Below are 13,318 nucleotides of genomic sequence, written 5' to 3'. Positions count from 1 at the left end.
CCTATGGAGAATTGCCATGAGTAAATCGCTTGCCAACAATGCAACCGCAACGACGGCTCGGCAATGGCAAATCCTCTCACAGCTGGATCGCAAGCGTTGGCTCGGTACAACCCATATCAAAGAGCAGCTTGATTTGATGGGTTTTGATATCAGTTTGCGAACCATTCAGCGAGATTTAAACGCTTTGGCAACGCGTTTTCCGATTGAAAAAAACAACACCAATCCACAAGGTTGGCGCTGGCGTGAAGATGCACCGATGCAAAGCTTGCCGCACATGAATTTGTCGCAAGCGGTGGCGTTTAGTATGATGCGTCATAATTTGACCCAGCTATTACCGCCAGCTATTTTGGATGAATTGATTCCGTGGTTTGACCTAGCGAATCGGCAACTTAAAGAAAGCAAAGTGGCAAACACTTGGCTCGATAGAGTGCGTATCCTGTCAGCCAATCAACCGCTCATTCCGCCATCGGTCAATCCAGCCGCCAAAGACGCCGTCTATGATGCATTGTTTCAAAATAAAAAACTCATCGCCTGTTATAAAGCGCGCGGGCGAGAGGAAGCGCAAAAATACACCTTAAATCCGCTAGCCATTGTGCAGCGTGGTGTGGTGATTTACTTGATTGCCTCGCGAACTGACAGAGCGTCTGACGATGTGCGCCAATTTGCTTTGCACCGTTTTGAAAGTGCGGAAGTGAGCGCAAGCGACGCACAAACCCCGAAAGATTTTAATTTAGACAATTACATCAATACAGGCGCGATGGGGTTTAATTATCCGTTATTCCAAAAACTCATGCCTGACAGTGAAAAAAACAACCACGAGCCGCCCACACAGCAAGTGCAGTTACTGTTTCATCCGTTATCGGGGGCAAGTTTGCTTGAAAGCCCATTATCAACCGATCAGCAAAGCTGGGAAGATGATGAAGGATTGCATATCACAGCCACAGTGAACATGACCTCCCAACTGGTATGGTGGCTACGCGGTTTTGGTAAAGGACTGCGAAAAATCGAGCCTGAGATTTTATCAATCGCTGTCTTTGAAACCCAAACGCCAAATCGACAAATGCCTAATCAGCAACTACCCAGTCGACAAGCGTTCGACCAACAACCCACTGTCCAAACAATAAGCGAATAACTAACAAACGCCCAAGCAAACTAACTAACTTGTCCGATTTTTCGAGAATCTTATGAAACATGCTGATAATAACACCCTTGAGGCCACTGCCACCGACACCAGTTCACAGCAGCCTAGCAAGCCAAAAACCACAATTTTATACAGTGATTTGACGGACGATTCGCCGATTGTTAACGCTGTCAAATCGCCTGATAATCTGACGCCCAGCACTACCACAGAGACCTACCAGATTATTTCGGCGCAGTTTGCCGACCCAACGCCATCGGCAACAGTTGAAATACTAGCGCCTGTCAACTCATCCAATTTGACCGATAAAAACAGCAATGACGCGGTAGTGACAAGTACCTCGCCGCTACACCATTCACTACAGAAGGCGCCAACAATCAAACCCATGACTGATGATAAGATTTTGCAAAAAAGTCATCAGCTAGCAATTACCCAAGACGATCAGCTTGAAGATGATAAAACAGCGTCAGGTATAGCCGTCGAGCATATGGATGTGGTACTTAAGCAGTGGTATTTTACCGTGCAATGGCAGCAAACACAGATACCAAAAGCAGGGCTGTACAATAAATTTAAAAAACGCACGCAAGCTATGGACCTAGACTTATCCTGCTTACTTTGTAACCGATATGGCGAGGTAATCGAAACCGTTTGGTTCAAAAATGTCCGTGATAAAGCGCAATCCGTACGCCATCAAGGCGATGAATTATTGGGCAAAAAGCCATTTAGCGCTATCGATGACCGCAAAGAAGACCCTTACAACAATCAAAGCACCAAGGTCAATGATGCCAACCTCAATCAAGAAAGTATGGTGCTTTTTTTAAGTAAGCTTCCGCCGCAAGTATTTCATGTGGTGATGATTGTGTCATCTTATCACGGCTATGCGCTTAGCAAAGCGAAAGAAGCGTCTTGTCAGCTCAGTGATGATGAAGGTAATGTGATTAGTGAATTAGCTTTGGCCAAACTGCCGACTGATACTAAGGCATTATGGTTTGCCAGTCTTACCCGTTCTGCCGATAGCTGGCGCTACAACACCGAGCATCAACCTTTAGATAATAATAAGATGGGGCTAATTGAAAAAGAAGTGAGTGAAAAATTGGTACGTACGGCCAGATGACTTGGGTGTAGCGTAAGCTTACTCTCTAATTCTCCTGAGTAAAATCACCAAGCATTTTGAGCGCCAAATATTTATACATTTGAGGGTGTTGCCATAGCGTCTGTCAGTGATTGGATATATTCGCCACCGTGATACTGTGGTACACTATGAGCAACAAAAGGGATTGTGTTAATCGATAGGGATACATCGTATCTGCATTATTTTTCTTCTAAATATAGGTATTCCTAGATACATTATTGACTCATTATTCGGTAACCGTATACTTTGCGTTTAAAATGGTCAATCACATTTTATCCCCTAATTAGTAATACTTACTGTGAAATTTCTCACGCTGCTAGATGCATCATCTAGTGTCTCAATTAACATTCATATAAAAGAGGTTCTCTATGGCTAGTGGAAAGTCAAATATTATCTATACCTTAACTGACGAAGCACCGCTACTGGCGACTTATTCACTACTTCCTATCATTGAAACATTTACCAAACCCGCTGGCGTTGACATCACTAAAACCGATATTTCCGTTGCCGCGCGTGTATTGGCAGAATTCTCCGACTACCTAACCCCAGAACAACAAGTGACTGATAATCTTGCTGAGCTTGGGCGGTTGACCCAAGACCCAGACACCAATATCATCAAATTGCCTAATATCAGTGCCTCAGTGGCTCAGCTGCAAGAATGTATTGAAGAGTTACAAGCCAAAGGCTACCACATTCCCAATTACCCAGAAAACCCAACCACAGACGAAGAAAAAGCCCTCAAAGCCCGTTATGGTAAATGTTTAGGTTCTGCGGTAAATCCCGTATTACGTGAAGGTAACTCCGATCGCCGTGCCCCCGCTGCCGTAAAAAACTATGCCAAAAAACACCCGCATTCAATGGGTGAATGGAAACAATGGTCAAAAACCCACGTCTCTCACATGGAAGAAGGGGACTTCTACCATGGCGAAAAATCAATGACTCTTGATAAAGCGCGCAAAGTCAAAATGGAACTCATCACCAACAGTGGCAAAGCTTTGGTGCTAAAACCTGAAGTTGCCCTACAAGACGGTGAAGTGATTGACTCAATGTTTATGAGCAAAAAAGCCTTAATCGAGTTTTATGAAAAAGAGCTAGAAGATTGCCGCGAAGGTAAAATCCTGTTCTCTTTACACGTCAAAGCCACGATGATGAAGGTATCACATCCTATCGTATTTGGTCACTGCGTAAGAGTGTATTACAAAGATGCATTCGAAAAATGGAACAAAACCTTTGATGAATTAGGTATTAATGTTAACAACGGTATGGCAGGACTATACGAAAAAATCGAAACCCTACCGACCACTATCCGTGAAGAAATCGTCCGTGACCTGCATGCCTGTCAAGAACATCGCCCGGCATTGGCGATGGTAGACTCAGCAAAGGGAATTGATAACTTCTATTCGCCAAATGACGTCATTGTAGATGCCTCAATGCCAGCGATGATTCGTAATGGTGGTAAAATGTGGGCAGCGGATGGCAAGCCTTACGACTGTAAAGCCGTGATGCCAGAATCGACCTTTGCCCGTATTTACCAAGAAGTCATTAACTTCTGTAAAGGGCATGGCAACTTTGACCCAGCGACCATGGGTACTGTACCAAACGTAGGTTTGATGGCACAAAAAGCGGAAGAGTACGGCTCTCACGACAAAACTTTTGAAATCCCAGAGGCAGGCGTTGCCAATATCACTGACATTGAGACAGGCGAAGTATTGATGTCGCAAAATGTTGAAGAAGGCGATATTTGGCGTATGTGTCAAGTCAAAGATGCGCCAATTCGTGACTGGGTAAAACTGGCAGTTACGCGTGCACGTAACTCAGGCATGCCAGCTATCTTCTGGCTTGACCCATACCGCCCACATGAAAATGAGCTCATCAAAAAAGTTAAAAAATACTTACAAGAGCATGATACCACGGGGCTAGATATTCAAATCATGTCCCAAGTTCGTGCGATGCGTTATACCCTTGAGCGTGTGGCGCGTGGTTTGGACACCATCTCAGTCACAGGTAACATCTTGCGTGACTACTTAACTGACTTGTTCCCAATTCTAGAATTAGGCACGTCAGCCAAAATGCTATCAATCGTCCCATTGATGAAAGGCGGTGGTCTTTACGAAACAGGGGCAGGCGGTTCAGCCCCGAAACATGTCGAGCAGTTGGTTGAAGAAAACCACTTGCGCTGGGATTCACTCGGCGAGATGCTTGCGCTTGCGGTATCTTTAGAAGACTTGGGGATTAAAGAAAACAACCCACGGATAAAATTACTGGCAAAAACCCTAGACTTGGCGACGGGTAAATTGTTGGATAACGACAAATCACCATCACGCCGTACCGGTGAGCTCGACAACCGTGGTAGCCATTATTATCTAGCCAAATACTGGGCAGAAGAATTGGCAAACCAAGACCAAGATGGCGAGCTTAAAACCAAGTTTGCGCCACTGGCTCAAGCATTGTCAGAAAATGAAGACAAAATCGTTGCTGAATTAAATGATGTTCAAGGTCAAGGTGTAGATATTGGCGGTTACTATCAACCGGACCAACAAAAGCTAAGCCAGGTGATGCGCCCAAGTGCCACATTTAACCAAGCATTGGCTGCGTTTGATGCCTAATTCAATAGTATAAAAAAAGCCGAAGCTGAATGCTTCGGCTTTTTTAGCTTATGTAAACGGTTCAACATAGATAAGCTAAAAATATAGCTGAGTTAAAAAAATGGGTGAGCCAAAACCGTCAACATCATTATTTTTGCTTTTCTTCAACAAGCGCCAATGCAGATTTTAGCTGGTTAGTAATATCATTCTTATCATAATTACGAATATCATGAAAATTTAAATGCAGGTTAAACCCAGGTAAATTAAAGTTCACCCAATCGGTTTGTTGCATGGATTCACTTTTAGGCTCTAGCAATTGCCACACATTCATGGCATCTTGAAAGCCTTTAAATTTAAATTGCCCCACGGCTTGGCAATGATGGACATGACCAATTAAATTAAACGTACTTTCACTGATCAAAATTTGATTGTTTTGCGCGGCAGATTCAAGGCGAGAGGCAAAATTGGCTTCTTTTCCAACCACGGTATAAGTCATACGATTGCGGCTGCCAAAATTACCGACATAACAATACCCTGTATTGATACCCATACGTACATGCAGCCCTTCAAAACCGAGTAATCGCCATTGGTGGCGCAGCACTTCCATTTCACGGCGCATCTCAATGGCCATACTGGCACAAGCAATCGCGTTATCACGGTCATTACCACCCATATCACCAAAATAGCACAATAACCCATCTCCCAAAAACTTATCGAGGGTCGCACCATATTTTTGGGTAACTTGGGTCATACGGTCAAGATAAGTGTTTAAAATATTGGCTAAATGGTCGGGGCTAATATGATCCGACAAATCGGTAAAGCCAACAATGTCCGAAAACAAAATAGTTAGCTTGCGACGTTGATTAATGACTTCAACCTTGGTGTTATTTTTGACAATGGGCTGCCAAATCTGGGGCGGCAAAAAACGGGTTAATTTATTGGTGACATTGACCAAGGTATCAATCCGTGCTTGTTGCTGCGCAAGCATTTGGTTTTTTTGGCGTAAGCGAATCACCAGAGAACAAATATGATAACCAACAATCAAGATATCGGTAAATACGATGACAAAATTTAAAATATCTTCTTGTTTGGCGGTCAAACTAATGGCGGGTAATAAAAAATGCGCAGATATCAGACTAAGTAGACCCACTGCTACGGTTAATAATACCAACGAAACAGTATGTTTGGTATCTGAAAAAATCAAGCGAATTAAAATCAACAACCATAACGCAAGGCTTGGGATATAGTTAAACTGCAACATACCCGTTGCCAACGCCATCAGGGTTAATACACTTGCCGAAGTAATGTAGTGATGGGGCCGGATAACACTCAAAGCAGTGACAATAACGCCTGCTACCAACAGCAAAATACTGAGCGTATGATAAATAGGCGGTACATCAAGAGAGGTTAAGGTAAGCAATAAAATAAAAAATGCCGCCAGTTCAATGAATTTCGGACTTTTTAGATTGGTCGAAAGACCTTGAATGGATTCACGCAATTTAGTTTGTCTACCTCGTGCCTCGTGGTAAAATTTTTTTAGACGTTCATTTGCCAATCAAATGGCATATCACGATGACCCCGCAGTGCCATCATCAGTGTCTGCTGCATATGGCTGAGCACTTCAGGGGTATAAGGGATGGCTGGATTACCCCATACTGGATTGGGCCAAGCAATGTCATTTTGGTAGCGCACGATATGATGAAAATGCAATTGCGGCACTTGGTTGCCAAGCGCGGCGATGTTCATTTTGTCGGCTTGAAAAGTTTTGGCAAGCTGACTTGATAGCCAGCTGGATTCACGTAAAAACTGGGCTTGGTCACTGGCGGATAGTTCGTATAATTCTTTGATACCGGGTACACGCGGGATTAAAATCAACCAAGGAAATTGACAGTCGTTCATCAAGCGGCAAGTAGATAACGGAAATTCGCCCACCAAAAAAGTATCTTTTGCTAGTTGTGGATGTAAATTAAACATAATAACTCAATGCATTTAAAAGTGTTTTTGGAATTTAAAACTGATAAAATCAAATAATTCGCGTATTTTAGCAGTTATACCTACAAGACGAAATACTTTATTCAGAATAAGCGCATTGCAATTTAAGATTTCTTAAAGCATAAAGCAAGGCCGTTATCATCTAGCCTAACTATTAGCCTAATTATGTCTGAGCGTTTTACAAATTTTGGGAAGTTTATGCAGTTGTCAAAGTCTCTTAACCAATGTCAGCGTCATGCTGATGCACCATCTTTATATCGCCGTTGTTTTATGATGGCATTGTTTGCCTTACTCATGGTTATCACCAGTGTCAAACCCACCGCTGTATGGGCGGCTGATAGCAGCAAATCAGCCAGTAGCGCCAGCAGCACAGCAACCCCACAAGACACCTTTGGGCGTGATACCCCGCGTGGTAGCGTGCAAGGCTTTATTCAAGCATTAGCAAAAAGTGATTGGATGCTTGCCAGCCGTTATGTAGATTTAAGCTCTACCAAAGACCCTAGTGGCACGCTCAAATCTTTAAAATCGGCACTCGATAGCGGCGGACGTATCAACGAGCAGCTACAAATTAGCAATGACCCTACCGGCAATCTCGATGACAAACTAGCGCCCAATCTCGATAAGGTCGGGGAAATCAACAATCCTGCCGCTAACAAAAAGAGTATCGACATCTTAATGCAGCGTGTCAAACAATCTAACGGCACCCATATTTGGCTGATTTCACAACAAACCTTGCAAGAAGTTGCGTCGTTATCACTCGTTACCCAGCCGACACTGGTAGAAAAGTACATTCCCAAACAATGGATTGAGAAAGATATTAAAGGCTATAGTCTTGGGCACATCGGGGCAGTGATTGCGCTCATGATAGCGACTTATCTCGCCTGTCTATTAATTAGCCAAATCTTATATATGATTATCACGCGGATTTATCTAGCGACCCACCCAGATAAAGAAAAGCAATTTCCGATTGATGGGCGCGTGGTCGTACCCGCGGCAATGGTGCTGACGGCACTGATTATCAAAGAAGCCATGATTTTGGTGGGTATTAATTTGGTTGTGCGCAATATGGCGTCCAACCTTGCCGACATTTTATCTTGGGTATCCATGGTATGGTTGATTTTACGAATTTTGGATTTGATTTTTAAACGGGCAGAAAACTATGCCAGTAATAACCATCATCCAGAGCGGCTATCTGTCCTAAATCTGCTGCGAAAAGTGGTAAAATTGATTTTGATTGCGATTGCGACCATTGTGATTTTGGGTAATCTAGGCTACGACTTAACCACAGGTATTGCCGCATTGGGGATTGGTGGTGTGGCGTTGGCCTTGGGTGCACAAAAAACGGTTGAAAACTTGGTGGGCAGCGTATCGGTCGTTGCTGACCAGCCTGTAAATGTGGGCGACTACTGCCGCTTTGGGACGCAAGAAGGTACGGTTGAAGACATCGGTATTCGCTCCACCCGTCTGCGCACCACCGATCGCACGGTGGTAACGATTCCCAATGGTAACTTCTCATCGATGAGCATTGAAAATGTCTCGCAGCGCGATATGTTTCATTTTTCGCAAGTGTTCTATATCTCGCGCGATAGCGATATCGAGAAATTACGTGAATTTATGGAGCAAACACAAATTTATATCACCAATCATCCGGACACCAACAGTGTGTGGAATCAAGTGCGTATCTCTGGCACTCAGCAAGACGCGTATCTTATTGAAGTGCGATGCTATCTCAATGTGAAAGGCGCGATGGATTTTAATCAAAAACAAACTGATATGATTTTAAAAATCGCGGAGATGATGAAAGAGGTGGGACTCAAAAATGCGTTACCGACCAGCCGTGTGATGATGGGCAAACCGATTGATGTTACCTATTCAAATTTTGCTAATACTGTACCTGTAAAAGATAAAGTAGCGGCGTCAGAAAAACTGGCACAATCGGACAAGCCTGATACCAAGCCTTAGTGACTCATAGTTTTGACATTGGCTTTTGAATTTGAATTGGGCAGTGTGGTGGCAGGTGTGGCATCACCCAAGTCAACATACACAGGAATCGGACTGTCGTATGTTTGCGGCAAAGAAGCACACGAGGTAAGGTTCATCAGTAAAATGGCATAAACAATCAACGGGTTTTTCAAGTTCAAACATCCTATGTAAGAAAAATTTCTAGGCTTTTAATAATAAAAGCCTAGATGTTACATCAAAATAATTTAAGTAATCAATTTAATGGGTTATGCCATTTTTATTTGTTTTTACAAAAGATAAATCACTGAATAAAAAACTAGGGATAATCCATCAGTATTATCCCTAAATAATCTTTTATAAAGTACAAGCACCACCAGCACAGCCATTTTCAAGGTCGTCTTGGGCATCATTTGCGCCATCACGGGTGTTATGATAATACAGCGTCTTAACACCTAATTTGTACGCCATCAACAAGTCTTGAATCATCACCTTCATCGGTACACGGCTATCTTCAAACTTGGTTGGGTCGTAGTTGGTATTCGCTGAGATACTTTGGTCAATGAATTTTTGCATAATCGCTACTAGGCTTAAATAACCTTTGTTATTCGGCATTTGCCATAATAGCTCGTATTGATCTTTGAGCTTATCAATCTCAGGCACTACTTGTTTTAAAATACCGTCTTTTGACGCTTTCACAGATACCAGACCGCGAGGTGGCTCAATACCATTAGTTGCGTTAGCAATCTGGCTAGAGGTTTCTGATGGCATCAAGGCGGTCAAGGTTGAGTTGCGAAGACCGTGGGTTTTGATATCGTGACGCAGTGCTTCCCAGTCGAGTTGTAGCGGCTCATTACAAATCGCATCAATGTCTGCTTTATAGGTATCAATCGGTAAAATACCTTGTGAATACGTGGTGTCGCCAAATGCAGGACACGCGCCTTGCTCTTTAGCCAGTTTATTGGACGCCACCAACAGATAATATTGTAAGGCTTCAAAAGTGCGATGGGTTAAACCGAGCGCCGTAGGATCTGAATATTTGGTACCATTTTTGGCAAGATAATAGGCGTAGTTGATGACACCAATACCCAGCGTGCGGCGTTTCATAGAGCCATTTTTAGCAGCGATGACAGGATAGTCTTGGTAGTCAAGCAAGGCATCTAGCGCACGCACGATCAGTTCCGCTGGCTCTTTGATGTCTTCTAATTGGTTGATTTCACCCAAGTTAATGCCTGACAACGTACAAAGGGCGATTTCACCGTTTTCATCATTGATGTTGTCAAGCGGTTGGGTCGGTAGCGCAATTTCCATACACAGGTTAGATTGGCGAATGGGCGCGACACTTGGGTCAAACGGACTGTGGGTGTTGCAATGGTCAACGTTTTGCACATAGATACGACCCGTGCTGGCACGCTCTTGCATCATTAGGCTAAACAACTCTTGCGCCGGCACACTGCGTTTGCGAATGGATGCATCTTGCTCATATTGCTCATACAAACGCTCAAACTCGGCTTGATCGGCAAAAAAAGCATCGTACAAACCTGGCACATCCGATGGTGAAAACAGGGTTACGTTTTGATTTTTAATCAAACGTTGATAGATGGTTTTATTGATTTGTACGCCATAATCCATGTGGCGAACACGATTGTCTTCCACGCCGCGGTTGTTTTTGAGCACCAGCAGATTTTCCACTTCCAAATGCCAAATCGGGTAGAACAAGGTCGCTGCACCACCGCGCACGCCGCCTTGTGAGCAGCATTTAACAGCAGTTTGGAATAGTTTATAAAAAGGAATACAGCCGGTGTGCTGCGCTTCACCGCCACGAATTGGGCTACCTAATGCGCGAATACGACCCGCATTGACACCAATGCCAGCACGCTGTGACACATAACGCACGATGGCACTGGTAGTGGCATTGATGCTGTCTAAGCTATCATCACATTCAATAAGTACGCATGAGCTAAACTGACGCGAGGGAGTACGCACGCCTGACATGATTGGCGTTGGTAGTGAGATTTTGAAAGTGGACGTGGTGTCATAAAAGCGCTTGATATAATCTAATCGCGCAGCCTTGTCATATTGTTTGTCGTAACTGGCAAACAGACACATACCGACGAGCATATACAAGAATTGTGGGCTTTCAAAGACTTGTTTGGTGACGCGGTCTTGCACCAAATATTTGCCTTCCATTTGTTTGACAGCGGCATACGCAAAGCTTAAATCACGGTTGTGATCAATATAGTCATTGAGTGTATCAAACTCTTCTTTGCTAAAGTCTTGCAAAATATGGGCATCGTAACGACCTTCTTGGGTCAGTTTAGTGACATGGTCAAACAAATGCGGCGGCTCAAACTGACCAAACGCGATTTTGCGTAAATGAAAAATTGCCAATCGCGCTGCCAAATACTGATAATCAGGCGTTGCCGCAGAAATCAAATCCGCGGCTGATTTAATGATGGTTTCATGGATGCTTTTGGTGGTGATTTTGTCATAAAACTGGATATGTGAGCTGATTTCTACTTGTGAGACAGACACATTATCGAGCCCTTCTGCTGCCCACTCGATGACTCGGTGAATCTTATCCAAATCAATTTTTTCCAAACGCCCGTCGCGTTTTTGCACGAGGATGTCTTCAGTACGAGTCATAATACGTTCCTTTTTTTACCTGTTTATCAGCGTCATATGTGTATGTATTAAAAAGGCGCTGAGTGAGAGGTGGTGAGATAAAAATGTCAAATAAAACAGCTAACCAAAAGTATAGTGAGTGTGTATGCCGCTTTTAAATACCGCTTTTGAGCCAAAGCTACATCACGTATGTAGCATCGCAAAGTCAATGCCGTATTATTGCAAGGTTTTGCAAAAAACTACTATATCTAGGGGTTATTTTATTATTTCGCACAATATAGCCTAAAAAAATTTGTAATTCTAGCTTGTATTTTTTTCAATTTTTTGCCTATTTTTTTGCAAAAATCCTAGACGCTTGATTTTATTAGCAGTTCATCAAGTCAAGCAAAAAGATAAAAAATTTGTAATTGTTAAAGTCAGATGGATTCATGAATGCGTAGTCATTGTCATAAAAATTTGAAAAATTTATGCTATAGTCAAACTATAGTCAAACCATTAAAACGATTTTGCAATCGTGGTTTTTTATGAAATCAATCAACAAAAAAAGGACGGACAATGACAACTTTTAGTAATTTTACCTATGATGAATTAACTATCGGGCAAACTGCCAGCATGACCCGCCAAGTGACCGCAGATGATGTCAAAGCATTTGCGCTTGTTACCCATGACTACAACCCAGCGCATCTCGATAATGAGTATGCCGAGCAAAGCCAGTTTAAAGGCGTGATTGCGCATGGTATGTGGACAGCCGGTCTATTATCAGCCTTGATTGGTACCAAATTCCCAGGCTTGGGGACAATTTATCTGAACCAAAGCTTGTCGTTTCGTCGTCCTGTGCATATCGATGATACCTTAACCGCGACCTTGACCGTGAAAAGTAAAGACGATAGCAAAAAATGGGTGGTGTTAGATTGCCAAGTGACCAATCAAGACGGTAAAGCGGTAGTGACAGGTGAAGCGCAAGTAATTCCCCCCACTGAAAAAACCAGCCGTGAAGCGGTGAAATTAGACGATTTTACCCTACGTCAAACTTTTTCAGAATAATCAGTCGGTATAAAATAGATAGCATGAAGTGTTGCAGTTATTGACGACAATTATTTGCTACAATAAAGCCAAGAAATTCTTTGGCTTTTTTTATAATTTTTTGATAGCAGATAACCCATGAAAACATTAACGCCTGAACAACAACAAATTTTAGCCAATGTCAAAATGCCGGACGATTGGAAGCACGCCTTGGCGACAGAGTTAACGAGCAGCAATATGGATAAAATTCGCCAGTTTTTGCGAGATCAATATCATGCGCAAAAAGTGATTTATCCCTCGGGCAGTCAGATGTTCAATGCGTTTAATTTGACGCCTTTGTCGCAGGTTAAAGTAGTGATTTTGGGTCAAGACCCGTACCATGGCGCGGGACAAGCGATGGGGTTATCTTTTTCCGTACCCAAAGCCATTCCCAAACCGCCGAGTCTACAAAATATTTTACGAGAGCTCTCCGCCGATTTGGGTATCGCGCCGTCAAAACATGGCGATTTGACCTATTGGGCAACCCAAGGGGTGCTGCTACTCAATAGTATGTTATCGGTAGAAGCAGGGCAGGCCGGCAGTCATCAGCGTATTGGCTGGGAAACGTTCACTGATGCGGTGATTGAGGCAGTCAATCAGCACTGCGAGCACTGTGTCTTTATCCTATGGGGGAGTTACGCGCAGAAAAAAGGCCGTTTTATTGATACATCTAAGCATTTAATCATTACAGGCACGCATCCATCACCGCTTGGTGCCAATCGGGGTGGTTTTTTTGGCACCCGTCCTTTTTCCAAAGCCAATGATTATCTGATAGCCCATGGCAAAAGCCCGATAGATTGGCAATTGCCACAGTAGTTTGGGTGG

General features: G+C 43.3%; 10 protein-coding genes. 6 read left to right on the top strand and 4 right to left on the bottom strand.

Annotation, left to right across the window (positions count from 1 at the left end; all coding sequences use genetic code 11):
* The first annotated feature begins 16 nt into the window (after positions 1-16).
* From LAJ61_RS01065 to LAJ61_RS01055, 3 genes are all read left to right on the top strand, one after another.
* Positions 17-1,132, top strand: coding sequence for a helix-turn-helix transcriptional regulator (locus tag LAJ61_RS01065; protein WP_224054144.1), 1,116 nt, complete (start codon positions 17-19; stop codon positions 1,130-1,132).
* Positions 1,133-1,184: 52 nt separating this feature from the next.
* Positions 1,185-2,252, top strand: coding sequence for a TerD family protein (locus LAJ61_RS01060; RefSeq protein WP_224054143.1), 1,068 nt, complete (start codon positions 1,185-1,187; stop codon positions 2,250-2,252).
* Between the two features lie 386 nt (positions 2,253-2,638).
* Positions 2,639-4,876, top strand: coding sequence for an NADP-dependent isocitrate dehydrogenase (locus tag LAJ61_RS01055; protein ID WP_224054142.1), 2,238 nt, complete (start codon positions 2,639-2,641; stop codon positions 4,874-4,876).
* Positions 4,877-5,003: 127 nt separating this feature from the next.
* Here LAJ61_RS01055 and LAJ61_RS01050 read toward each other — a convergent pair whose 3' ends face one another.
* Entirely contained in the window at positions 5,004-6,353 is a 1,350-nt protein-coding gene (locus tag LAJ61_RS01050) for an adenylate/guanylate cyclase domain-containing protein (RefSeq protein WP_224054141.1), read from the bottom strand.
* A 38-nt stretch (positions 6,354-6,391) separates the two neighbouring features.
* Positions 6,392-6,829 (bottom strand): HIT domain-containing protein, encoded by a 438-nt coding sequence (locus LAJ61_RS01045; RefSeq protein WP_036601311.1) that lies wholly within the window; start codon positions 6,827-6,829, stop codon positions 6,392-6,394.
* Between the two features lie 216 nt (positions 6,830-7,045).
* On the opposite strand from LAJ61_RS01045, the gene LAJ61_RS01040 reads away from it, so the two are divergent.
* Positions 7,046-8,809 carry a mechanosensitive ion channel family protein gene (locus LAJ61_RS01040; protein ID WP_224054140.1) on the top strand — a complete coding sequence of 588 codons (1,764 nt, stop codon included), beginning with the start codon at positions 7,046-7,048 and terminating at the stop codon, positions 8,807-8,809.
* Here LAJ61_RS01040 and LAJ61_RS01035 read toward each other — a convergent pair.
* Both LAJ61_RS01035 and nrdA read right to left on the bottom strand, forming a co-directional pair.
* Entirely contained in the window at positions 8,806-8,982 is a 177-nt protein-coding gene (locus LAJ61_RS01035; RefSeq protein WP_224054139.1) for a hypothetical protein, read from the bottom strand. The two genes, LAJ61_RS01040 and LAJ61_RS01035, sit on opposite strands and share 4 nt — an antisense overlap.
* 181 nt (positions 8,983-9,163) lie before the next feature.
* Complete coding sequence (gene nrdA, locus LAJ61_RS01030) at positions 9,164-11,452, bottom strand: class 1a ribonucleoside-diphosphate reductase subunit alpha (RefSeq protein WP_224054138.1); 2,289 nt, start codon at positions 11,450-11,452, stop codon at positions 9,164-9,166.
* Positions 11,453-11,986: 534 nt separating this feature from the next.
* Here nrdA and LAJ61_RS01025 point away from each other — a divergent pair.
* The gene (locus LAJ61_RS01025; RefSeq protein WP_224054137.1) at positions 11,987-12,475 is read left to right on the top strand and encodes a MaoC/PaaZ C-terminal domain-containing protein; all 489 of its coding nucleotides are present in this window, start codon (positions 11,987-11,989) and stop codon (positions 12,473-12,475) included.
* A gap of 117 nt (positions 12,476-12,592) precedes the next feature.
* A complete protein-coding gene (gene ung, locus LAJ61_RS01020; protein WP_224054136.1) occupies positions 12,593-13,309 on the top strand; it encodes a uracil-DNA glycosylase in 717 nt (238 codons plus the stop codon).
* Positions 13,310-13,318: the final 9 nt, after the last annotated feature.

The organism is Faucicola osloensis (genome assembly GCF_020041925.1).
Lineage (GTDB): Bacteria > Pseudomonadota > Gammaproteobacteria > Pseudomonadales > Moraxellaceae > Faucicola > Faucicola osloensis_D.
This window is presented reverse-complemented; position numbering and strand designations above follow the sequence as displayed.

What these genes read in the sequence shown, in the direction of transcription:
- nrdA (WP_224054138.1), bottom strand. Translation starts at nt 11,452, where the DNA reads ATGACTCGTACTGAAGACATCCTCGTGCAAAAACGCGACGGGCGTTTG.
- LAJ61_RS01045 (WP_036601311.1), bottom strand. Translation starts at nt 6,829, where the DNA reads ATGTTTAATTTACATCCACAACTAGCAAAAGATACTTTTTTGGTGGGC.
- LAJ61_RS01065 (WP_224054144.1), top strand. Translation starts at nt 17, where the DNA reads ATGAGTAAATCGCTTGCCAACAATGCAACCGCAACGACGGCTCGGCAA.
- LAJ61_RS01040 (WP_224054140.1), top strand. Translation starts at nt 7,046, where the DNA reads ATGCAGTTGTCAAAGTCTCTTAACCAATGTCAGCGTCATGCTGATGCA.
- LAJ61_RS01055 (WP_224054142.1), top strand. Translation starts at nt 2,639, where the DNA reads ATGGCTAGTGGAAAGTCAAATATTATCTATACCTTAACTGACGAAGCA.
- ung (WP_224054136.1), top strand. Translation starts at nt 12,593, where the DNA reads ATGAAAACATTAACGCCTGAACAACAACAAATTTTAGCCAATGTCAAA.
- LAJ61_RS01025 (WP_224054137.1), top strand. Translation starts at nt 11,987, where the DNA reads ATGACAACTTTTAGTAATTTTACCTATGATGAATTAACTATCGGGCAA.
- LAJ61_RS01060 (WP_224054143.1), top strand. Translation starts at nt 1,185, where the DNA reads ATGAAACATGCTGATAATAACACCCTTGAGGCCACTGCCACCGACACC.